A 21696-nucleotide genomic window follows, 5' to 3' on the forward strand; every position below is an offset into this window, starting at 1 on the left:
CTAGAGAACTATGTCGAACCAGCCCGTGCTCACGGTCGAGCACCTTGCCCTCACGATCGGGGGAGCCGTCATCATCGATGACGTGTCCCTCTCGATCGCCCAGGGTGAGATGCTCGGCGTGATCGGCCCGAATGGGGCCGGAAAAACCACGCTCTTCAATCTCATCTCGGGGGTGATGACTCCCACGACGGGAGCCGTCACTCTTGAAGGGCGTGATGTCACGAATCAGACCATTGATGCGCGGGCCCGGGCTGGGCTCGGCAGAACCTTTCAAACATCCAGCCTCTTCCCGGCGCTCAGTGCGCTGGAGAACGTGCGCCTCGCCGCTCAAGTGAAGCTGGGCGGTGCCACCTCGGTACTGCGCTTTCCGCGGTCGCGCGACAAAGCGACCACTATTGCTCGAGCTCGTCTCGAGGAAGTCGGGCTCAGTCACCACGCGGCCACTGAGGCCGGGGTGCTGTCCCACGGTGACAAGCGCAAGCTCGAAATCGCCATGTTGTTGGCTACCGATCCCAGCGTCATCCTGCTCGATGAGCCGATGGCGGGTGTCGCTTCGGGCGACGTTGCCGGGCTCACCGAAGTGATTCGTCAGGTTCATCAGTCGGGTCGCACCGTGCTGATGGTCGAACATCACATGGATGTCGTGCTTGGCCTGGTCGACCGAGTCGCCGTTATGCACCATGGCAGTTTGCTCGCGTGTGACACCCCGGATGCCGTCATGGCAGACGAAGCGGTGCAGAAGGCCTATTTGGGGGCGCCACTATGACCGACATTGTGACCGAGTCGATTCTGACGGTCGCTGGTTTAAACGCCAGCATCGAAGGTCAGCAAGTGGTCGAGGACGTGAGCTTTGAGATGCTCCCCGTCGGCGTGACGGCGCTTCTCGGCCGCAATGGTGTCGGTAAGACAAGCACGCTGCGCGCCATCATGGGCCTCATTGAGCGCTCGGGTGAAGTAACGATTGCGGGGGAGCGCGTTGATCGCGAACCGACTCACCGCATCGTGCAGCGGGGCGTTGGTTATGTTCCCGAAGACCGCGAAGTCTTTGCCTCGCTCACCGTGAACGAGAATCTCCGTTTGGCTGAGCGTGATTCCACGCCGAACCGCCAACTCATAGAAGAACTTTTTCCGGACCTCATTGCGCGGGCCGGTCAGCTTGCCGGCACCCTCTCGGGTGGCCAGCAGCAGATGGTGTCACTGGCACGAGCGCTCGTGAACGACAACAGGGTCCTCCTCGTCGACGAACCGACCAAGGGCCTGGCGCCATTGATCGTGATGGATGTCGCGAAAGCACTCGAACGTGCCGCTCAAACAGTGCCGGTGCTCTTGGTGGAACAAAACTTGCAGGTCGTGCGGATGCTCGCCGACAAAGCGATCGTGCTCGAAGGCGGTCGCGTGGTCTACGACGGCAGCGCCGAAGAACTCTTGGGCAACGAAGCCCTCACGAAAGAATTGTTGGGGGTCGCGTGAGCACCATAATTCTCCTGCTCATTACAGGACTCGGCCTCGGTGCGCTCTACTTCCTGGTCGCATCCGGTCTCTCGCTGATTTACGGCCTCATGGGCGTGCTGAACTTTGCGCACGGTTCCTTCCTCACGCTTGGTGCATTTGCCGGCTGGGAGCTATCGAGACGGATGGGCGGCGAAAGCTGGGGCACCCTCATCGCCTCGATGCTGCTCGGAATGGTCGTCGGCGCTGCTGTTGCTGCCGCGACCGAGTTTCTGCTCATCCGACGCCTCTACAACCGGCATATCGAACAAGTGCTCGTGACGGTCGGTTTGGCGCTCGCGACGGTTGCTCTCTTTGAGGGCATCTGGGGTACCGACCCGATCTACGTGACAGCACCTCCGTGGTTGTCGCAGACCACTGAGATCTTGGGGGCACGCGTTCCCAACGACCGGTTCTTGATGATCGGGGCGGCAGTGCTCGTGCTGCTCGGAATCGTTGCCTTCTTGCGCTACACCCGCTTCGGCCTCATCATTCGGGCCGGTGTTGAAAACCGATCCATGGTCACGGCGCTCGGTATCGATGTGCGCAAGGCCTTCACGGTCGTGTTCGCGATCGGTGGCGCTGCCGCCGGTTTGGGTGGCGTCCTTGCCTCGCACTACTTCGGCTACGTTTCGCCCCAGCTCGGCGGATCGCTACTGATTTTCGCGTTCATTGTCACCGTGATCGGTGGCCTGGGTTCACTCGCTGGCGCCGCTATCGCGTCGGTGGTGGTCGCCATCCTGCAGCAGTTTGCCAATTACTTCTGGGGTGGAACAGGTGACCTCATGGTCGTTCTCCTGCTCGCCGTCGTCTTGTTGGTGCGCCCAACCGGAATCTTGGGGAAGAAAGCATGAAGTCGCTCGCAAACCTGAGTCAGCGCACCTGGTGGATCGTCGGCGGCGTTCTCGTCGTCGTAGCCGCACTGCTGCCACTGCTCAACCTTTCGATCCCCGGCGTGCTGCCGGGCGCAACCTACACGCCTGGCACGCTTCAACTGCTCGCGCTCGCTTTGCTCTTTGCGTCGCTGGCGCTCAGCTACCACTTGCTCTTTGGCACGGCAGGGATGCTGTCCTTCGGCCACGCGCTGTACTTCGCGCTCGGGGCCTATGGTCTCGGCATCGTGCTGCAGCAGACCGAGCTGACGCTGATTCCCGCTCTCGGGCTCACTCTCGCGGTTGTCATTGCCGCCGCGTATCTTCTGGGTTCGCTGAGTCTGCGCGTCACGGGGATTTCCTTTGCGATGGTGACGCTCGCCTTCGCTCAAGCCGGCAACGTGCTCGTGCGACGCAACCCCGCCATCACGGGTGGTGAGGAGGGCCTGCGACTCGATACCGAGCACATCCCAGATTTCTTCATCGGAGTGGTTAACACCCGTAACCTGTACTGGCTCTCACTCGCACTGCTCGTCGTGGTGTTCGTGGTTGTCGCGTGGTTCGAAAACTCCCGTGCCGGTCATGCTGTGACAGCAACCCGCGAAAACGAGTTGCGCGTGCGGGTGCTCGGCCTCCGTCCCTTCGGCGTGAAGCTCATGGCGTTTGTCATCGCCTCTGTGATGGCCTCGCTCGTGGGAATGGTGCACTTGCTGCTGCAGAGCGGCACAACACCGCGGGCAACCTCGGCTGACTTCACGCTCACGATCCTGGTGATTGTTGTGCTCGGAGGTGTCGGCTCGCGCTGGGGTGCAATCGTCGGCGGCATCATCTATACCCTGCTCGATCAGCGCCTCACGGCTCTGGCCAGCTCGGATGCCATCGACGGACTTCCCGCGATTTTGCGCATTCCTCTCTCCGAACCGCTCTTTATCCTCGGCACCCTGTTTATCCTTGTGGTGTTGTTCCTTCCCGGAGGAATCGCCGGTGCGGTGAAGCGCCTCTCCACAGGCACCTCTGCCACACCGTCAGAGCGCAAGCTGCTTGAGGAGGCGGAATGACCCAGTCTGAAGGGCTACACACGCTCGGGCGGTGGACTGCCGACCGCGCACTCGCGACGCCAGACAGAGTTGCTGTCGATGACCGCGGTGTCGTGCTGACCTACCGCCAACTGGATGATCGGGCTACGGCGCTCGCCGAAGCCTTCCTCGATGGCGGCTACGGTGTTGGCGATCGCATCGCCACCATCACGGGCAATAGCTCGGACCACGTCGTCGTGTTCTTCGCGTGCGCCAAGGCTGGGCTCGTGCTCGTTCCGCTCTCGTGGCGGTTGTCGCCGCGGGAGATCGCGCAACAGCTCGAACAGGCAGACCCCGCACTGCTGCTCGTTGAGGACGAGTTCGCGACCCTGGCAACCCTCGCCACCGACCGCCTCATTGCACCAATCGCTCGCGGCATCCTCGGCACTCACGGTATTGAACGCGACATTGTCGCCCCGCTCCAGCACGCGAGCGTCGACCCCGTGCGACGTGCCGTGCGCGACGACGATCCTCTGCTCATCATTTTCACGTCGGGAACCCTCGATCAGGCCAAGGGCGCTATTCTCAGCCACGCCAATTGCTTCTGGACCAACCTCTCGCTCTCGCGCACGGCCGAGATTACGAGTGCTGACACCGTGCTCGCCGTCATGCCGCAGTACCACGTCGGTGGCTGGAACATCCAGCCGCTGCTGGCCTGGTGGATGGGCGCGACCGTCGTTCTCGAGCGCACATTTGATCCGGCCCGAGTGCTGCAGCTCATCGCCGACCGTCGCATCACCACGATGATGGGTGTGCCCGCCAACTACTTGATCCTCTCGCAGCATCCGCGATTCGCCTCAAGCGATCTCTCAAGCCTTGCCCACGCCATTGTCGGCGGAGCCCCGATGCCCGAACCGCTCTTGCGCGTCTGGCACAGCCGCGGCGTCGCCCTCACTCAGGGTTATGGCCTCACCGAAGCGGCGCCCAACGTGCTGTGCCTGCCCGATGAAGAAGCACGCACCCGCATCGGTTCTGCAGGCAAGCCCTACCCTCACGTGGATGTCGATATCGCCGACCCCGTGACGGGAGAACGTATCGAGGGCGAAGGCCAGGGCGAATTGCTCGTGCACGGTCCCGGAGTTTTCAGCGGCTACTTTCGTGCCCCCGAAGCTACAGCGCTCGCGCTCCGCAACGGCTGGCTGGCAACCGGCGATCTCGTCAGTCGCGACGCGGAGGGCTACTATCGCGTGCTCGACCGCCTCAAAGACATCTTCATCACCGGGGGAGAATCTGTCGCCCCCGCCGAGATCGAAGGCGTGCTCTTCGGGCATCCGGCGATTGCCGACGTTGCTGTCGTTGGGGTTCCCGACGAGACGTGGGGCGAGGTCGCTATCGCCTGGGTGGTCGTGCGATCAGGAGCATCGACCGACGAGACCGACGTTCTCGAGTTTGCGCGGGCAAGTCTCGCCAAATTCAAAGTGCCCAAGCGAGTGATCTTCGTTGAACAGATTCCTCGGTCATCCAGCGACAAAGTTCGTCGCCGAGTGTTGCTAGAACAATGGACAGAACAGCCTTCACACCACGGACGGATCAGTTCATGAGCACACCCCTCACCGCTCGCGGCACTCGCACGAAGACGAAACTGATCGAGGCGGCCGAAACAATCTTTGCCCGCTATGGCTACACAGATGCCTCAGTCGTGCGCATCACAGAAGAGGCCGGCGTCGGTCAAGGCACTTTCTATCTCTACTTCGCGAGCAAACTCGAAATATTCGAAGAGCTCGTGGAGGATCTCAACCGCCGCGTTCGTCGTGCCATGAGCGAAGCTTCGGGGGCGGCATCCAACCGCATCGAATCAGAGCGTGCTGGGTTTAGGGCCTTCTTCGAATTCACCGCCGAACACCCCGCCCTCTATCGCGTCGTGCGCGAAGCCGAATTCGTGTCGCCCAAGTCGCTGCGCTTGCACTATTCCCGCATCGTCGACGGCTACATTGAGGGCCTCAAAGAAGCTCAACTGCTCGGCGAAATCGGTGACATCGACCCGACCGTCGCCGCCTGGGCCCTCATGGGCATCGGCGAAATGATCGGGATGCGCTGGGTGCTGTGGGGCGATTCGCCCGACGCTGGCCACGATGCTGACCCGACCGCGAGTGGCACATCTCGCGTGCCCGATGAAGTTCTCGATCAGATGATTACGTTTATCCGCCGCGCTTTGGCCGTGCCAGAGCCGAGCACTGAAGGAGTCGAGAAATGACCGATCTCACGGGCCGTCGAGCCCTCGTCACCGGCGGAGCGAGTGGAATTGGTGCCGCGTGCACCGAGTCACTTGCTCGCGCTGGAGCCCACGTTGTCGTGGCCGACCTCAATGGTGATGCCGCGAAAGCTCAAGCCGACCGCATTGGTGGTGAAGCGTGGCAGGTTGACCTCACCGACACGGTGGCGCTCGCCGATCTCACGCTCGACGTGGATGTCATCGTCAACAATGCGGGCATCCAACACGTGAGCCCCATCGAAAGTTTCGACCCGGTCATGTTCGGCCGCATTCTCGACCTCATGCTCGAAGCACCGTTCTTGCTCGTGCGGGCGGCGCTACCGAAAATGTACGAGCGCGGGTTCGGTCGCATCATCAATATCAGCTCGGTGCACGGCCTCCGCGCGTCGCCCTACAAATCGGCCTACGTTGCCGCGAAGCATGGGCTCGAAGGCTTCTCGAAAGTCACGGCCCTCGAAGGCGGTGCCCACGGCGTCACGAGCAATTGCGTCAACCCTGGCTACGTGCGCACGCCGCTGGTCGAAAAGCAGATTGCCGATCAGGCCAAGGTGCACGGCATCCCAGAGGCTGAAGTCGTCGAGAAGGTCATGCTCACCGAAAGTGCGATCAAGCGACTCCTGGAACCGAGTGAGGTCGCCGATCTCGTGCTCTGGCTCGCGGGTGACACGGCTGGAATGGTCACAGGCGCCTCGTACACGATGGATGGCGGCTGGAGCGCACGATGACCGAGCGACACACCACCTTTACCTGCGCGGTCGATGGCGGCGAACTCACCGCTGCGATCTGGGAGCCCGAGTCGGAACCTCGCGGCACGATTTTGCTTATCCACGGCATTACGGCGTCGCACATGTCGTGGCCGCTCATCGCAGCCGCGTTCCCGGATTGCCGAGTGATCGCTCCCGATCTGCGCGGTCGCGGTGCGAGCCGCGACCTTCCCGCTCCGTTCGGGATGCCGCAGCACGCTAAGGACATGGACGCGCTGTTGGCCGCAACCGGCACTGATTCCGCGCTCGTCGTTGGGCATTCGATGGGTGCTTTCGTCGCAGCAACTTTGGCGGCGCAGTACCCGGAGCGTGTCTCCAGCCTCCTCTTGATTGATGGCGGTTTGCCGATTCCGGCACCGGAGGGCGTGTCGATGGAGGATCTGCCGCAGGTCATCTTGGGGCCGGCTGTTGATCGGTTGTCGATGACGTTCGCCGACCGCGAGAGCTACCAGGAGTTTTGGCGAGTGCACCCGGCGTTCGCCGATAACTTCACTGAGGCCATCCGCGACTATGTCGATTACGACTTGGTGGGAACCGCCCCCGAGCTGCACCCGGCGAGCAACCTGGCTGCGGTCAGTTTCGATGCGCTGCAGTTGAGCGGCGACACCGATTATCTTGCGGGACTTCGTGGACTCACGATGCCGGTGCACTTCATCCGGGCGCCGCGGGGTCTTCTCAATCAGGTTCCGGCATTGTATTCTCCGGAAGAGTGCGACCGCTGGCGTTCTGAACTTCCTCACGTGACGTTCTCTGAGGCCGCCGACGTGAACCACTACACGATTACTTTGACGCAGCGTGGCGCCGACGGTGTTGCGGACGTCATTACTGAAATATTGGCGAATCAACCGCGGGAGGTCCGAGCGTGAGCATCGATAAGACAGTGGGGTCAGCGGCAGAAGCGATCGCTGATATTCCGAGCGGGGCATCTCTTGCCGTTGGCGGCTTTGGCCTCTGCGGAAATCCGATGGTGCTTATCCAAGCGTTGCTCGAGTCAGGGTCAGATGACCTCAGCATTGTCAGCAACAACTGTGGTGTCGATGACTGGGGGCTTGGCGTGCTGCTGGCTGCCCGCCGCATCCGCAAGATGACCTCGTCGTATGTGGGCGAGAACAAAGAGTTTGAGCGTCAGTTCTTGACGGGGGAGCTCGAAGTGGAGCTGACCCCCCAGGGCACCCTCGCCGAGAAGCTTCGGGCCGGTGGCTCGGGAGTCGCAGCATTCTTCACGCAAACCGGCGTCGGAACCCAGGTTGCGGAGGGCGGCCTGCCGCGCCGCTACGACGGTTCGGGCGGCATCGCGATTGCCTCGCCTCAAAAAGAGGTTCGTTCGTTCGACGTGAACGGCACCCCCAAAGATTTCGTGCTCGAAGAATCGATCACGACCGACTTCTCACTTGTGCACGCGCTCAAAGGCGACCGTCATGGCAACCTCGTCTTCGCGAAGTCGGCGCGCAACTTCTCGCCGCTAGCCGCGATGGCTGGCCGCGTCTGTATCGCCCAGGTCGAAGAGCTCGTGGAGCCAGGCGAGATAGAACCGGATGCCGTTCACCTGCCCGGCGTGTATGTCACGCGGATCATCGAGGTTGGCCCCGATGTCGAGAAACGGATCGAACGTCGCACAGTGCAGAAGGTGGTCGCATAATGGCTTTGACTCGCGAAGAAATGGCGGCGCGTGCCGCGCTCGAACTGGCTGATGGCTCGTATGTAAATCTCGGTATCGGCCTTCCGACGCTCGTGCCGAACTACGTTCCTGAGGGCCGCACGGTGGTGCTGCAATCGGAGAACGGCATCCTCGGTGTCGGACCGTACCCCACCGAAGAGAATGTCGATCCCGACCTGATCAATGCGGGCAAAGAGACGGTCACGACCCTTCCCGGCACGGCCTTCTTCGACTCGGCCATGAGCTTCGGCATGATCCGCGGTGGCAAGATAGACGCCGCCATTCTCGGCGCTATGCAGGTCTCGGTCGCTGGCGATCTCGCCAACTGGATGATTCCCGGCAAGATGATCAAGGGCCCCGGCGGCGCCATGGATCTTGTGCACGGCGCGGCTCGCGTCATCGTGCTCATGGAGCATGTCGCCAAAGATGGCAGCCCCAAGATCGTAAACGAGTGCTCGCTGCCGCTGACCGGCCGCGGTGTCGTTCACCGCATCATTACCGATCTCGCGGTGATTGATATCACCGACCGCGGTCTCGTTCTTCGCGAACTTGCCCCCGGCGTCGACGAAGCGACCGTTCGCGCTGCCACCGAACCCGAACTCATTGTCGAGCTCACTACTTAAGAAATTTCGCCACCACCCGTAGTTCCACTCACCAAAGGACACATCATGGCTACCCTTCTCACTGGCATCGTTCAGCACAGCGTCACCACACCGCGCATTGTCGCGTCGGTTCTTGAGCGCCCATCCGACACCGCAACGTCGACGGTGGTGTTCGTGCACGGAAACGTCTCGTCGTCGCTGTTCTGGCAGCCCACGATGCTCGCACTCGATAGCAGCGTTCGCGCGTTGGCGATTGACCTGCGCGGCTTCGGCGACAGCGAAACGCTTCCCGTGGATGCCACGCGCGGCGTTCGCGACTTCTCTGACGACATCGCTTCTGTGCTTGACGCGCTGAGCATCGAGAGCGCGAGCTTCGTCGGCTGGAGCCTGGGGGGCGGAATCGTGATGCAGTTCATGCTCGATTACGCCGACCGTGTTGAGACCGTCTCGTTGGTGTCTCCCGTCTCGCCCTACGGCTTCGGCGGCACGAAGGGCGCGAATGGTGAACTCTTGAACCCGGAGTGCTCGGGTACGGGAGGCGGGGGAGCGAACCCCGAGTTCGTGGCTCAGTTGAACGCGGGCGATGCGGCCGACGAGTCGCCGACCTCCGCTCGCTCGGTGTTCCGCACCGCTTATGTGGCGGATGCCGCAGCCCACACCGAACACGAAGACCTGTGGATCGAATCGATGCTCACGACCGCTACCGGTGAGGACAACTACCCGGGTGACTCGGTTGCTGTTGACGCGTGGCCGGGCTTCGGTCCCGGCGGTCGTGGCGTGCTCAACACCATGACTCCCAACCACTTCAACGTCAGCGCCATCACCGAGTTGCCGACGAAGCCGCGCATTCTCTGGGTGCGCGGTCTGCAAGACGCGATTGTGTCGGATGCCTCCGGTTTCGACCTCAACTTCTTGGGACAGCTTGGTGTCATCCCGGGCTGGCCCGGCGCCGAGGTTGCCCCGCCGCAGCCGATGATCGAACAAACCCGCGCGGTCTTCGAGCAGTACAAGGCCAACGGCGGCGAGTACACCGAGCTGGCGTGGGAAAACTGTGGCCACTCAGCGCATCTTGAGCGTCCCGAGGAGTTTGTGCAGGCACTGACTGCTCACCTCGGCGCGCGCTAGCGTTCCGCTGATGTTCAGGAGTCGGCTTTAGGATGGGTTAGTGCCAGCAATTAATCTCGGAATGCCGAAAGTCCCTGAAGTCCTCGCTCCCCGTCGCAAGACCCGGCAGATCAAGGTCGGTTCAGTAGGAGTCGGCAGCGAGTCACAAGTGAGCGTCCAGTCCATGACGACGACGCAGACCACCAATATTGACGCGACGCTGCAGCAGATTGCCGAACTCACGGCATCCGGTTGTGACATCGTGCGTGTTGCTGTGCCTCATCAAGACGACGCGGATGTGCTGCACATCATCGCGAAAAAGAGCCAGATTCCGGTTATTGCCGACATCCACTTCCAGCCGCGTTATGTTTTTTCCGCGATTGATGCCGGAGTGGGCGCCGTGCGCGTCAACCCGGGCAACATTCGCAAGTTCGACGACAAGGTTGGCGAGATCGCTAAGGCTGCCAAAGACGCGGGCACAAGCCTGCGCATTGGTATCAACGCCGGTTCGCTCGAGCCAAGTCTGCTGCAGAAGTACGGCAAGGCCACCGCAGAAGCGCTCGTAGAGAGCGCTGTCTGGGAGGCAAGCCTCTTCGAAGAGCACGACTTTCACGACTTCAAGATTTCGGTCAAGCACAACGACCCCATTGTCATGGTCAAGGCGTACCGCATGCTCGCAGAGCGCGGCGACTGGCCGCTGCACCTCGGTGTGACCGAGGCCGGGCCGGAGTTTCAGGGCACGATCAAGAGCGCAACGGCGTTCGGCATCCTGCTATCGGAGGGCATCGGAGACACGATTCGTGTCTCGCTGTCGGCTCCTCCCGTGCAAGAGATTAAGGTTGGCCTGCAAATTCTGCAGTCGCTCAACCTGCGTGAGCGCAAGCTTGAAATCGTCTCGTGTCCCTCGTGTGGTCGCGCGCAGGTCGATGTCTACAAGCTCGCCAACGATGTCACCGAGGGCCTCGAAGGAATGACGGTTCCACTGCGCGTCGCTGTCATGGGCTGTGTCGTCAACGGACCGGGTGAAGCTCGCGAAGCTGACCTCGGTGTTGCCAGCGGTAATGGCAAGGGCCAGATCTTTGTGAAGGGTGAAGTCATCAAGACTGTTCCCGAAGCAGACATCGTGGCGACCTTGATCGAAGAGGCCAACCGCATCGCAGCAGAGATGCCGGCCGGTGCCACGGGAAGTCCGCAAGTTCTCACCCCGTAGGCGCACTACCATTGAGGCGTGTCTACACGTCTCTCTCAACTCTTTGTCCGCACGCTTCGCGAAGATCCCGTCGATGCTGAAGTAGCCAGCCACCGCCTTTTGGTGCGCGCCGGCTACATCCGTCGGCAGGCTCCCGGTGTTTTTGCGTGGTTGCCGCTCGGGCTCAAGGTTCGCCGCAAGATTGAAGCGGTCATCCGTGAAGAACTCGAGTCGTTTGGCGCCCAAGAGGTGCTGTTCCCGGCTCTGCTGCCGCGCGAACCCTACGAGCTCACGGGCCGCTGGACTGAGTACGGTGACGGCATCTTCCGTCTCAAGGACCGCAAAGACGCCGATTATTTGTTGGCGCCCACGCACGAAGAGGTCTTCACGTTGCTCGTGAAAGACCTGTACTCGAGCTACAAAGACTTGCCGCTGTCGCTGTACCAAATCCAGGACAAGTACCGCGATGAAGCTCGCCCCCGTGCCGGTCTGCTGCGTGGTCGCGAGTTCTCGATGAAAGACAGCTACTCCTTCGACTACACGGATGCCGGCCTCGATGTTTCGTACCAGCAGCACCGTGACGCCTACGAGCGCATCTTCAACCGCCTCGGTCTCGAATACGTGATTGTCAGCGCGGATGCCGGCGCGATGGGTGGCTCGAAGAGCGAAGAGTTCTTGCACCCGACTCCCGTGGGCGAAGACACGTTCGTGCGCTCGGCTGGTGGCTACGCCGCCAACGTTGAGGCGTACCGCACCACCGTTCCCGAGGCATTGCCGATTGATGGCCTGCCCGCTCCGCTGGTCTTCGATTCGCCGAACACTCCCACGATCGACACTCTTGTTGCTCTCGCTAACGAAGAGCAGCCCCGCGATGATCGTCCTTGGACCGCCGCAGACACGCTCAAGAACATCGTTCTCGCGCTGACGTCAATTGACGGAACGCGCGAACTCGTTGTCGTCGGTTTGCCTGGCGACCGCGATGTTGACATGAAGCGCGCCGAGGTTGCCTTCGCGCCGGCTCAGGTTGAGCCCGCCACGGAGAAAGATTTCGCCGAGCTGGCCAAGCTCGAGGGAAACCCCGGCTTTGTTAAGGGCTACATCGGTCCATGGTCGCCCGAGGGCGCTGTCATCGGCGAGAAGTCGACGACGGGCGTGCGCTTCGTACTCGACCCCCGCGTCGTTGATGGCACACAGTGGATCACGGGCGCCAACCTCCACGAGAAGCACGTCCTTGGTCTCGTTGCCGGTCGTGACTTCATCTCTGACGGCACCGTTGAGGTGTCGGATGTCCGCGCCGGCGACCCTGCCCCCGATGGCAGCGGTCCCATCGAAACCGCTCGCGGCATGGAGATCGGTCACGTCTTCCAGCTCGGCCGCAAGTATGCTGAGGTGCTCGGGCTGAAGGTTCTGGATGAGAACGGCAAGCTTGTCACCGTCACGATGGGGTCCTACGGAATCGGCGTCACCCGTTTGATGGCGGCCATCGCTGAGACCACGAACGACGGCAAGGGCCTGTTGTGGCCCAAGCAGATCAGCCCCTACGACGTGCACATCGTTGCGGCGGGCAAGGACGCCGTTGTCTACGAGACCGCCGAAGGCCTCGTGAGCTCGCTTGAGCAGTCGGGTCTCGACGTGCTCTTCGATGATCGCCCGAAGGTTTCGCCCGGCGTGAAGTTCGGCGATGCTGAGCTCCTCGGCGTGCCCATGATTGTGATTGTCGGTCGCGATGCCGCCAACGGAATGGTCGAAGTCTGGGATCGCGCGACGAACGAGCGCACGAGTACCCCTGTGGCCGATGTCGTCGCTACACTCTCGAAATAAGCCAGCTAAACTAGCAAGTTCGGAGCCGCAGACGGTTTCGAGTCACAACCCCTAAATGAATATCGGAGGTCCTCAATGGATATCGACTTGAGCGTGCTGCGCATGATGGAGCGCGAGCGAGAGATACCGTTCGAAGAACTGGTGCAGATTATTGAGCAGGCGATTCTGAGCGCCTATCTCAAGCACGTTGAGGCTCCCGAAGGTAAGGCTGTAGAAGTGCAGCCGACCGCTCGTGTTGTGCTCGACCGCAAAACTGGACACGTCAGTGTCTGGGTCCCTGAGTACGACGAAGAGGGTGCGGTTATTGGCGAGGCTGAAGACAGCCCCAGTGATTTCGGACGTATTGCAGCGTTCGCGGCAAAACAGGTCATCAACCAGCGCTTGCGCGACATTGGTGACGACAAGGTGCTTGGCGAGTTCAAGGGTCGCGAGGGTGACATTGTTGCCGGCGTGATTCAGCAGGGTCCCAACCCTCGCATGATCCACATCGACCTCGGTTCGGTGGAGGCAATCATGCCTCCCGAAGAGCAGGTTCCTAGCGAGGAATACACGCACGGATCACGCATCCGGGTGTACGTCACGGCAGTAAACAAGGGCGACAAGGGGCCGCAGATTACGGTCAGCCGCACCCACCCGTCGCTCGTTCGTAAGCTCTTCGCGCTTGAGGTTCCTGAGATTGCCAGCGGACTGGTAGAAATCACTTCTGTTGCCCGCGAGGCAGGCCACCGCACCAAGATGGCTGTCCGGGCAACCGAGACCGGCATCAACGCGAAGGGTTCGTGCATTGGCGAGCTTGGCCAGCGTGTTCGAGCAGTAACAGCGGAACTCAATAACGAGAAAATCGACATCGTCGACTACTCCGAGAACCTCGCCACCTTTGTTGCTAATGCGCTCTCGCCCGCCAAGGTATCGAGCTCCTTCGTGATCGATGAGGCCACCAAGGCGGTTCGTGCCCTCGTGCCCGACTACCAGCTGTCATTGGCAATTGGCAAGGAAGGGCAAAACGCCCGACTGGCTGCCAAGCTCACCGGCGCACGCATCGACATCCAGCCCGACTCGATTCTCGACGACTAATAGTCGTTCGTCTGGCTCTCCCCGCAGCACGGTGTGCTGTGGGGGAGGCCGGTAGCGTTCCATCGCGCGTGCGTTTATTCTCGGGCGCGGGGGAGTGCGGGATTGCAGAGTAGGGGTATCATGGAAGCAGTAAGAACGTGTATTGGCTGTCGCGCGAGCGCCAGCAGATCCTCGTTACTGAGGGTTATCGCATCTCACGGTGCGGTTGTGGCCGACCATTCGGCCACACTTCCGGGTCGCGGTGCGTGGCTTCATCCCACAACTACGTGTTTTGAGTCTGCAATCAAACGCAGAGCTTTTGCACGTGCGTTGAAGGTGGAACCACCGCTAGATACCGGAGCACTTCTTTCAGTGTTAGCTGAATATGAGGCGGGACATCAACCGATGTCCCCTAACGAACAGGCTGATTGACCTATGGACAACTAATGAGCGGCTCGAAATGAGTTCCGTCCGTAATTAGTGGTCTGCCCCTGTCTGGGAGCAGACCCAGACAGGAGAAAAGTGGCTGCAAAACCACGCGTACACGAAGTCGCCGCCGAAGCTGGCGTCGATAGCAAGGCTGCTCTAGCGAAGCTCAAAGAAATGGGCGAATTCGTTAAGGGCCCGTCATCGAGCATTGAGCCCCCCGTCGCCCGACGGTTGAAGGCTGCGCTCGAAGCTGACGCAGCGAAAGCACCGGCAGAGCCAGAGAAGCCTAAGGCTGCTCCCAAGGCCGCGCCGAAGGCTGCCGCTAAAGCGACACCGAAGCCCAAAACTCCGATGCCAAGCGCGCCGACCCCAGCACCTGTTGCTGAGGAAGCACCCGCTGCTGCACCGGAGCCCGAGCAGGCTGCTGAACCAGAAGAAGGCGCGGCTCCCGCTCCTCTGACTGTTGCCGAGCGTCAAGCTCAGGCATTGGCTGCTGAAAAGGCATTGGCCGCTGAGAAGGCTTCCGCCGAGTCTGGTGCAAAGCCTGCGGGCGGCGCAGCAGATGCTCCCAACCCTTCCGCTGTTCCTCGTCCGGGTACTCCCCGTCCGGGAAACAACCCCTTCGCCTCGAATCAGGGCATGGGACGACCGGCACCTGCCGGTGGCGCAAGCTCAATTCCTCGTCCTGGCGCTCCGCGTCCGGGCCTGCCTCGTCCCGGCGCTCCGCGTCCGGGTGCACCTCGTCCCGGTTCGCCGCGCCCAGGTTCACCTCGTCCCGGCTCGCCTCGTCCCGGTGGACCCGGCCAGGGTCAGCGCCCAGGTGGCTTCGGTCAGCGTCCAGGCGGTCCTGCTGGAGCAGGCGCCGGCGCACGCCCAGGCGCAGCTGGTGGCGGATTCCGTCCCGGTGGAGCACCAGGAAACAACTTTGGTCCTAACCGTCCGCCAGCTGGTGGACGCGGTCGTGGCCCCGGTGGAGGCACCGCAGGTGCTTTCGGTCGCGGTGGCGGCAAGAGCAAGGCACGCAAGTCCAAGCGAGCGAAGCGGGCAGAGTTCGAACTGAGAGAAGCACCGTCGCTTGGTGGCGTTAGCGTCCCGCGCGGAAACGGCAAGGAAGTCATTCGTCTTCGCCGTGGTGCATCGATCACCGACTTCGCCGACAAGATCGACACGAGCCCCGGAAACCTCGTCACCGTTCTGTTCCACTTGGGACAAATGGCGACGGCAACCGAGTCTCTCGATGAGGCCACGTTCGACATCCTGGGTGAAGAACTCGGCTTCAAGATCGAAATGGTCTCGCCAGAAGAAGAAGACCGCGAGCTTCTGCTCGGCTTCGACATGGACCTCGATCAAGAACTCGAAGACGAATCAGAAGACGAACTTGTTATTCGTCCTCCTGTTGTTACTGTCATGGGTCACGTCGACCACGGTAAGACCAAGCTTCTTGACGCTATCCGTAACGCCAACGTTGTTGCGGGCGAAGCCGGTGGCATCACGCAGCACATTGGTGCTTACCAGGTCGTCAAAGAGCACGACGGTATCGAACGTCCGATCACCTTCATTGACACCCCGGGCCACGAAGCGTTCACCGCTATGCGTGCTCGTGGTGCTCAGGTCACCGACGTTGCGATCCTCGTGGTTGCAGCAGACGACGGAATCATGCCCCAGACGGTTGAAGCTCTCAACCACGCTCAGGCAGCAAACGTTCCGATCGTTGTCGCGATCAACAAGATCGATAAAGAGGGTGCAAACCCGGCCAAGGTGCGTCAGCAGCTCACCGAATTCGGCCTCGTTGCAGAAGAGTACGGCGGAGACACCATGTTCATGGATGTCTCGGCGCTCAACAAGGTCGGTATCACCGAGCTTCTTGACGCAGTGCTCCTGACAGCGGATGCCGGACTCGACCTGCGCGCAAACCCCAACAAGGACGCTCGTGGTGTCGCGATTGAAGCGAAGCTCGACAAGGGCCGCGGTGCTGTTGCTACCGTGCTCATCCAGTCGGGAACGCTTGAAGTCGGAGACCCCATCGTTGCGGGTACCGCCTACGGTCGCGTTCGTGCCATGTTCGATGAGAACGGCGAATCGGTTACACACGCGGAGCCTTCGCGCCCCGTTGCTGTGCTCGGTCTGACTTCAGTACCCAAGGCCGGCGACGTGTTCTTGGTTACCGACGACGACCGCATGGCCCGCCAGATCGCTGAAAAGCGCGAAGCAGCAGAGCGTAACGCAATGCTCGCTCGCAGCCGCAAGCGCATCAGCCTCGAGGACTTCACGAAGGCCCTCGAAGACGGCAAGGTCGAATCGCTCAACCTCATCATCAAGGGTGACGTATCGGGTGCTGTTGAAGCCCTCGAAGAGTCGCTGCTCAAGATTGATGTTGATGACTCGGTTCAGCTGCGCATCATCCACCGCGGTGTCGGTGCTGTTACCGAAAGCGACATCAACCTCGCCACGGTCGACAACGCCATCATCATTGGATTCAACGTTCGCCCCGATCCGAAGGCACGCGAGCGCGCCGTTCGCGAAGGTGTCGACGTGCGCTTCTACTCGGTCATCTACGCCGCGCTGGAAGACGTGGAGAACTCGCTCAAGGGAATGCTCAAGCCTGAATTTGAAGAAGTTCAGTCGGGTGTTGCTGAGATCCGCGAGATCTTCCGCTCCTCCAAGGTCGGAAACATCGCCGGTGTCATCGTGCGATCGGGAACGATCACGCGAAACGCCAAAGCACGAGTTATCCGCGAAGGTGTCGTCGTTGGCGACAACCTGGCGATCGACTCGCTGCGTCGCTTCAAGGATGACGTCACTGAAGTTCGTACCGACTACGAAGCCGGTATCGGACTTGGTAAGTTCAACGACATCCAAATCGGTGACGAGATCGAGACAATTGAAATGAAGGAAAAGCCGCGGGTCTAGCCTGTTGGCTTATGACGGCAACCTGATCAGGAAGCGGAGCTACGCAAGCTTCCTGGTCAGGTTGCCGTCAACGCCTCGGTACACCCCGAGGCGGAGAATGTTCTAAGGAGTAAAGATGGTTGACGCAGCTCGCGCCGCGAAAATGGCGGACCGCATCAAGGTGATCGTTGCTAAGACGCTTGAGCGTGGCATCAGAGATCCTCGCCTGGGTTTCGTGACCATCACTGACGTTCGGGTAACTGGCGATCTCCAGCACGCTTCAGTTTTCTACACGGTCTACGGCACTGACGAAGAACGCAGCGACAGTGCAGCGGCTCTCAAGTCGGCCACCGGCCTCGTGCGTCGCGAAGTGGGTAAGAATCTCACCGCACGCCTCACGCCATCAATTCAGTTCATTGCAGACGGCATCCCCGAGAACGCGGCTCTCATCGACTCGCTTCTTACAGAAGCCCAACAGCGGGACGCGTCGGTTGACGCTCTCAAGAAGAGCGCGAAGTACGCAGGAGAAGAAGACCCCTACGTGAAGCCTCGCGATCTTGCCGCCGAAGAAGAAGCCGCAGGCTTTGACGACGACGAGGATGACGCGACTCAGGCCTAGCGCTTCCGCCAGGCGGCGAAAGCGCGCCTGACTGACGCCCGCTAGGGCAGAACGTAACCCGAATCCTCAGCTACGGCGAGTCCGTCCTTCAGGAGGCCTGCCAGTGCGCGTTCACGCTGTTCGGCATCCGCCCACACTTGCGTGATTTCGTCTGCGGTGACCGGCACATCGCTGGCCCGAAGCTCGGCAAGGATAAGACCGCGCACTTGGCGGTCTGAGCCCTCAAATTTTTTCTGCACCACCTGCCGCTTACCCTCATAGGCCGGGTAGCCAGCAGCACGCCATGCGCACAGCTCGCGCACCGGGCACTCCTCACACCGCGGTTTCTTGGCGGTACACACGATCGCGCCTAGTTCCATGACGGCCGCGTTGGTGGCGTGAGCTGCAGCCCGGTCGGCGGGCAGAAGCTGCTCCATCGCTGCGAGATCTCTCTTCGTCGACGGCGGGCCCGCTTCGCCCTCGCCGTTGACAGCCCGGGCGATCACCCGCCGCACATTGGTGTCAACGACCGGGTGATGGTGGCCGTAGGCGAACACAGCGACAGCGCGGGCCGTGTAGTCGCCGATCCCGGGCAGCGACAGCAGGGTCGGCACATCCTCGGGAACCACGTTGTGGTGGACCTCAGCGATGACGGTCGCGGCAGCGTGCAGGTTGAGAGCGCGGCGCGGATAGCCGAGCCGTTCCCACGCTCGAACGGCGTCGCCGGGGGCGGAGGCCGCAAGGGCTGCGGGGGATGGCCAGCGTTCGAGCCACTGCGCGAGTCGGGGGATGACGCGAACCACGGGGGTCTGCTGCAGCATGATCTCGCTCACGAGGATTCCCCACGCCCCGAAGTCATCGTGTCGCCACGGCAGGTCGCGGCCGTGTTCGGTAAACCAGTTGCGGATGAGTCGGGCGATTTCGCTGCGATCAGGCGTCGCGGTTTCGGTGGTCACGGAAGTCTGTGGTTTCGTCGAAGTCGTCGGGCGCAGGGTCGGGGCGTAATCGGCGCTGGCTATCGAGCGGGGCGAGTGCTGGTGTCGAGCGCGGCGTATCGTGCAGCGACATCGTCGCTACTCAAGAAGTTGCCGGTCTTTTCAACGGAATGCACGAGCTCAACCATGAGCGCGTTGATCGGGGCGGCGCGGTTGATCTCGGCGGCGGCGCGCACGACGGCGCCGTTGAGGGCGTCCACTTCGCTGATCTGTCCGCGACGAATGCTCTGCAGCGTAGAGCCGGGATTGGGTGTGCGCCCCATCCGTTGGCTCATGAGTAGGGGAATGATCTGACCGAGCCACAGCGGTGACCGTGCGAGGTCGCGCAGGCGTCGGTGGGAGAGCCCTTGAAGGGTTTCGAAGCGGATGCCGCTGGCGAGGGCGGTGCGTGCCGTCTCACGCATACTTGCGGTCATTATCCGGCGCAGCGCCCGATCTTCGATGACGTCTTGCACGCTGAGGCCCGTGATCGCCGGCAACGCGTTGACCTGATTGATGACGAGCTTCGTCCATTGGGCACCCTGGAAGTTGGCCACAGCGAAGGTCGGCATCACGGTATTGAGCGCGTGAGCGGCGTACCGTGCCGGCACATCGTTGTTCCCGGCGACTCCGAGGTAGCTGGGGCCGGCGGCGGTGACACGAATGATGCCGGGGGAGAGGAATGATGAAGCGAAGGTTGCAAGCCCGCCGATGATGTCTGATCGCGGGGAAGCGCGGGTGGCGACATCGAGTGAGTCGAGACCGTTCTGGAAGATGACGACCGGAAGGTCGCGCAAGAAGCGGATGTTGTCGCGAATCGCCTCTTCAGCATCGTGCGCTTTTGTAGCAACGATCACGAGTTCGTTGACGCGGCTGAGGGTGCCAGCAACACGTACGCGGGAAACACTGTCACCCCAGGCGCCGGTGAGGGTGAGTCCCGATTCGCGGATGGCCTGAAGGTGGGCTCCGCGGGCTGTCACTTCAACATCGTTGCCGGCGCGCGCGAGTAACGCTGCTATTGCACCGCCCACGGCACCCGCCCCAATAACGCCGATTCGCATAGGGGAAGTCTAGGCGTACTACGTGAACATTTATCCTGACCGAACTCAAGGGAGCGCCGCACGTCGACGGCGCCAGAATTGGCTAAAGTTGTGGGGCTGCCCATCTAGGGCACCCGTGCGGAAAGGAATGTTATGGCTAAGCCGCCACGCAATCCTACGAGCGGCATCCTGTTCGTCGATAAGCCTCAAGGCATCACGAGCCATGGCGTCATTTCTCGGGCCCGCAAATCAGTGGGCACCCGCAAGATCGGTCACGCGGGCACGCTCGATCCGATGGCCACCGGGCTTCTCGTGCTCGGCGTCAATAACGCGACTCGACTGCTCACCTATCTCGTGGGCCTTGACAAGCAATACACGGCCACAATTCGTTTGGGGGCGTCGTCGAATACCGACGATGCTGAGGGAGAGCTTTCTGAGACCGCGGATGCCGCGGCTCTCGCTGCCGTAACCGACGATGCCATCGCGCACGCCGTGGCTAACCTCACCGGCGCTATTTCGCAGCGCCCCAGTTCCGTGAGCGCCATCAAGGTGGATGGTCGCCGTGCGTACACGTTGGCTCGCGCGGGCGAAGAGGTCGTGCTGGCTGAGCGAGCGGTCACAGTTTCTGCTTTCGAAGTGCTGGAGATCGCTCGCGGAGAGTTCATTGATGTGAAGGTTCGAGTGGATTGTTCCTCGGGCACCTATATTCGTGCCCTTGCTCGTGACATGGGGGAGGCGTTGGGCGTTGGTGGTCACCTCACGGTGCTGCGTCGCACTCGGGTCGGGCCGTTCTCTGTCGAGCGCGCGAGTGCTGTCGATGAGGATCTCGAAACGAAGCTCGTGGCACCGGCCGTGGTCGCTCGTGTGCTTTTCGACACTGTCGATCTCGATGACGAGCAGGCTGCAGATCTGGCGCAGGGCAAGCAAATCGCTCTGGAGCCTCAGGGCGAGGGTGCGATCGCCGCTATCAACGCGGAAGGCCGCCTGGTTGGTCTTTTGGAGATCGTCGACGGCCGCGCCCGCATCCTCTCCAATTTTAGGCCGGATGCCGAGCCAGCTGCGCCCGAGAACCTGCCGACGGCCGACGGCGAGTTAGCCCCTGAGGAAGGAACCCCGAACAATGGTTGAGTGGTTTGTGTGGGTTCAGATCGTCACCGCGATCGTTGCCGGGCTTGGCGCCCTGATCGTTGGCTTTGCGGGAGTGAAGCCCAATGACTACACCCTTGGCGCGACGCTACTAGTCGAGCTTTTTCTCATCATCCAGCTCGTGATGGCGATCATCGCGCCGCTGCTTGGTAACGTCGCGACAGGCAGTGCACTGGAGTTTTGGATTTATCTGGTATCGGCCATCCTGATTCCTCCCGCCGCTGTCATGTGGGGGCTTATCGAGCGCAACCGCTGGAGCACGGTCATCTTGGGCGTGGCCTGTTTGTCGATCGCCGTCATGGTCTACCGCATGAGCCAAATCTGGTTTGTGCAATTGGCGTAGCCGAGAGCGCCTAAAGTTGAACGTGATGACTAGGAAAGCTTCTTCGACTGCCTCGGGCATCGGCCGAGTGCTGATTGCCGTCTATGCGGTGATGGCGCTGGGCGCCACCGCGCGGTCGCTGTTTCAGATCGCCACCAAGTTCGATGAAGCGCCTCTGGCATATCTGTTGTCTGGGCTAGCGGGGCTCGTCTACATTGTCGCCACTGTTGCCCTCATTCGCTCGGGTCGGGGCTGGTTCCGCGTCGCTGTGATCGCGATTGTTTTTGAACTTGTCGGAGTAATCACTGTCGGAACCCTCAGTCAGGTAGATTCCGTGCTGTTCCCTGCAGATACTGTCTGGTCTGCTTTCGGCGCCGGCTATCTCTTCGTGCCTCTCGCTCTTCCGGTGCTTGGCCTGATTTGGCTGTATCGGGTGCGTCGTGCTGAGGGGAGACGCTGA

At 61.5% G+C, this 21696-nt stretch carries 22 protein-coding genes; 20 read left to right on the forward strand and 2 right to left on the reverse strand.

Going from position 1 to position 21696, the window contains the following annotated elements:
* Positions 1 to 10: 10 nt before the first annotated feature.
* The 17 genes from I6E74_RS13640 to rbfA all read left to right on the forward strand — a co-directional run bounded on the left by I6E74_RS13640 (position 11) and on the right by rbfA (position 17775).
* Complete coding sequence (locus I6E74_RS13640; RefSeq protein ID WP_197126646.1) at positions 11 to 766, forward strand: ABC transporter ATP-binding protein; 756 nt, start codon at positions 11 to 13, stop codon at positions 764 to 766.
* Positions 763 to 1470: an ABC transporter ATP-binding protein gene (locus I6E74_RS13645; RefSeq protein WP_197126648.1), complete on the forward strand. Its 708-nt coding sequence runs from the start codon at positions 763 to 765 to the stop codon at positions 1468 to 1470. The genes I6E74_RS13640 and I6E74_RS13645 overlap by 4 nt, the downstream gene beginning before the upstream one ends.
* Positions 1467 to 2342 (forward strand): branched-chain amino acid ABC transporter permease, encoded by an 876-nt coding sequence (locus I6E74_RS13650; protein ID WP_197126649.1) that lies wholly within the window; start codon positions 1467 to 1469, stop codon positions 2340 to 2342. The genes I6E74_RS13645 and I6E74_RS13650 overlap by 4 nt, the downstream gene beginning before the upstream one ends.
* Positions 2339 to 3418, forward strand: a complete 1080-nt coding sequence (locus tag I6E74_RS13655; RefSeq protein WP_197126650.1) for a branched-chain amino acid ABC transporter permease — start codon at positions 2339 to 2341, stop codon at positions 3416 to 3418. The genes I6E74_RS13650 and I6E74_RS13655 overlap by 4 nt, the downstream gene beginning before the upstream one ends.
* Positions 3415 to 4977 (forward strand): class I adenylate-forming enzyme family protein, encoded by a 1563-nt coding sequence (locus I6E74_RS13660; RefSeq protein ID WP_197126651.1) that lies wholly within the window; start codon positions 3415 to 3417, stop codon positions 4975 to 4977. The genes I6E74_RS13655 and I6E74_RS13660 overlap by 4 nt, the downstream gene beginning before the upstream one ends.
* Complete coding sequence (locus tag I6E74_RS13665; RefSeq protein WP_197126652.1) at positions 4974 to 5630, forward strand: TetR/AcrR family transcriptional regulator; 657 nt, start codon at positions 4974 to 4976, stop codon at positions 5628 to 5630. The genes I6E74_RS13660 and I6E74_RS13665 overlap by 4 nt, the downstream gene beginning before the upstream one ends.
* Complete coding sequence (locus I6E74_RS13670) at positions 5627 to 6373, forward strand: 3-hydroxybutyrate dehydrogenase (RefSeq protein ID WP_197126653.1); 747 nt, start codon at positions 5627 to 5629, stop codon at positions 6371 to 6373. Before I6E74_RS13665 ends, I6E74_RS13670 begins: the two co-directional genes overlap by 4 nt.
* Entirely contained in the window at positions 6370 to 7278 is a 909-nt protein-coding gene (locus tag I6E74_RS13675) for an alpha/beta fold hydrolase (protein ID WP_231605074.1), read from the forward strand. The genes I6E74_RS13670 and I6E74_RS13675 overlap by 4 nt, the downstream gene beginning before the upstream one ends.
* Positions 7275 to 8051 (forward strand): CoA transferase subunit A, encoded by a 777-nt coding sequence (locus I6E74_RS13680; protein ID WP_197126654.1) that lies wholly within the window; start codon positions 7275 to 7277, stop codon positions 8049 to 8051. The genes I6E74_RS13675 and I6E74_RS13680 overlap by 4 nt, the downstream gene beginning before the upstream one ends.
* The gene (locus I6E74_RS13685) at positions 8051 to 8692 is read left to right on the forward strand and encodes a CoA transferase subunit B (protein WP_197126655.1); all 642 of its coding nucleotides are present in this window, start codon (positions 8051 to 8053) and stop codon (positions 8690 to 8692) included. Before I6E74_RS13680 ends, I6E74_RS13685 begins: the two co-directional genes overlap by 1 nt.
* 45 nt (positions 8693 to 8737) lie before the next feature.
* Positions 8738 to 9796 carry an alpha/beta fold hydrolase gene (locus I6E74_RS13690; protein ID WP_197126656.1) on the forward strand — a complete coding sequence of 353 codons (1059 nt, stop codon included), beginning with the start codon at positions 8738 to 8740 and terminating at the stop codon, positions 9794 to 9796.
* Positions 9797 to 9836: 40 nt separating this feature from the next.
* Entirely contained in the window at positions 9837 to 10985 is a 1149-nt protein-coding gene (gene ispG / locus I6E74_RS13695; protein WP_197110642.1) for a flavodoxin-dependent (E)-4-hydroxy-3-methylbut-2-enyl-diphosphate synthase, read from the forward strand.
* Between the two features lie 18 nt (positions 10986 to 11003).
* Positions 11004 to 12785 carry a proline--tRNA ligase gene (locus I6E74_RS13700; protein WP_197126657.1) on the forward strand — a complete coding sequence of 594 codons (1782 nt, stop codon included), beginning with the start codon at positions 11004 to 11006 and terminating at the stop codon, positions 12783 to 12785.
* A gap of 75 nt (positions 12786 to 12860) precedes the next feature.
* The gene (gene nusA, locus I6E74_RS13705; protein WP_197108871.1) at positions 12861 to 13859 is read left to right on the forward strand and encodes a transcription termination factor NusA; all 999 of its coding nucleotides are present in this window, start codon (positions 12861 to 12863) and stop codon (positions 13857 to 13859) included.
* A gap of 120 nt (positions 13860 to 13979) precedes the next feature.
* Entirely contained in the window at positions 13980 to 14270 is a 291-nt protein-coding gene (locus I6E74_RS13710) for a YlxR family protein (RefSeq protein WP_197108869.1), read from the forward strand.
* 90 nt (positions 14271 to 14360) lie between these two features.
* Entirely contained in the window at positions 14361 to 17177 is a 2817-nt protein-coding gene (infB, locus tag I6E74_RS13715) for a translation initiation factor IF-2 (RefSeq protein ID WP_197126658.1), read from the forward strand.
* Positions 17178 to 17292: 115 nt separating this feature from the next.
* Positions 17293 to 17775 (forward strand): 30S ribosome-binding factor RbfA, encoded by a 483-nt coding sequence (rbfA, locus tag I6E74_RS13720; protein WP_197126659.1) that lies wholly within the window; start codon positions 17293 to 17295, stop codon positions 17773 to 17775.
* 41 nt (positions 17776 to 17816) lie between these two features.
* Here the strand turns inward: rbfA and I6E74_RS13725 are convergent, their stop codons facing one another.
* Positions 17817 to 18710: an A/G-specific adenine glycosylase gene (locus I6E74_RS13725; protein WP_197126660.1), complete on the reverse strand. Its 894-nt coding sequence runs from the start codon at positions 18708 to 18710 to the stop codon at positions 17817 to 17819.
* A gap of 59 nt (positions 18711 to 18769) precedes the next feature.
* Entirely contained in the window at positions 18770 to 19789 is a 1020-nt protein-coding gene (locus I6E74_RS13730; protein WP_197126661.1) for a ketopantoate reductase family protein, read from the reverse strand.
* Between the two features lie 132 nt (positions 19790 to 19921).
* On the opposite strand from I6E74_RS13730, the gene truB reads away from it, so the two are divergent.
* Genes truB through I6E74_RS13745 form a run of 3 tightly spaced genes read left to right on the forward strand, consistent with a single transcriptional unit; the run spans position 19922 to position 21696 of the window.
* Complete coding sequence (gene truB / locus I6E74_RS13735; RefSeq protein WP_197126662.1) at positions 19922 to 20896, forward strand: tRNA pseudouridine(55) synthase TruB; 975 nt, start codon at positions 19922 to 19924, stop codon at positions 20894 to 20896.
* Positions 20889 to 21257: a hypothetical protein gene (locus tag I6E74_RS13740; protein ID WP_197126663.1), complete on the forward strand. Its 369-nt coding sequence runs from the start codon at positions 20889 to 20891 to the stop codon at positions 21255 to 21257. Before truB ends, I6E74_RS13740 begins: the two co-directional genes overlap by 8 nt.
* Before the next feature lie 25 nt (positions 21258 to 21282).
* Positions 21283 to 21696, forward strand: a complete 414-nt coding sequence (locus I6E74_RS13745) for a hypothetical protein (RefSeq protein ID WP_197126664.1) — start codon at positions 21283 to 21285, stop codon at positions 21694 to 21696.

The sequence above is a fragment of the Salinibacterium sp. SWN139 genome (assembly GCF_015864625.1).
In the GTDB taxonomy this organism is placed as follows: Bacteria; Actinomycetota; Actinomycetes; order Actinomycetales; family Microbacteriaceae; genus Rhodoglobus.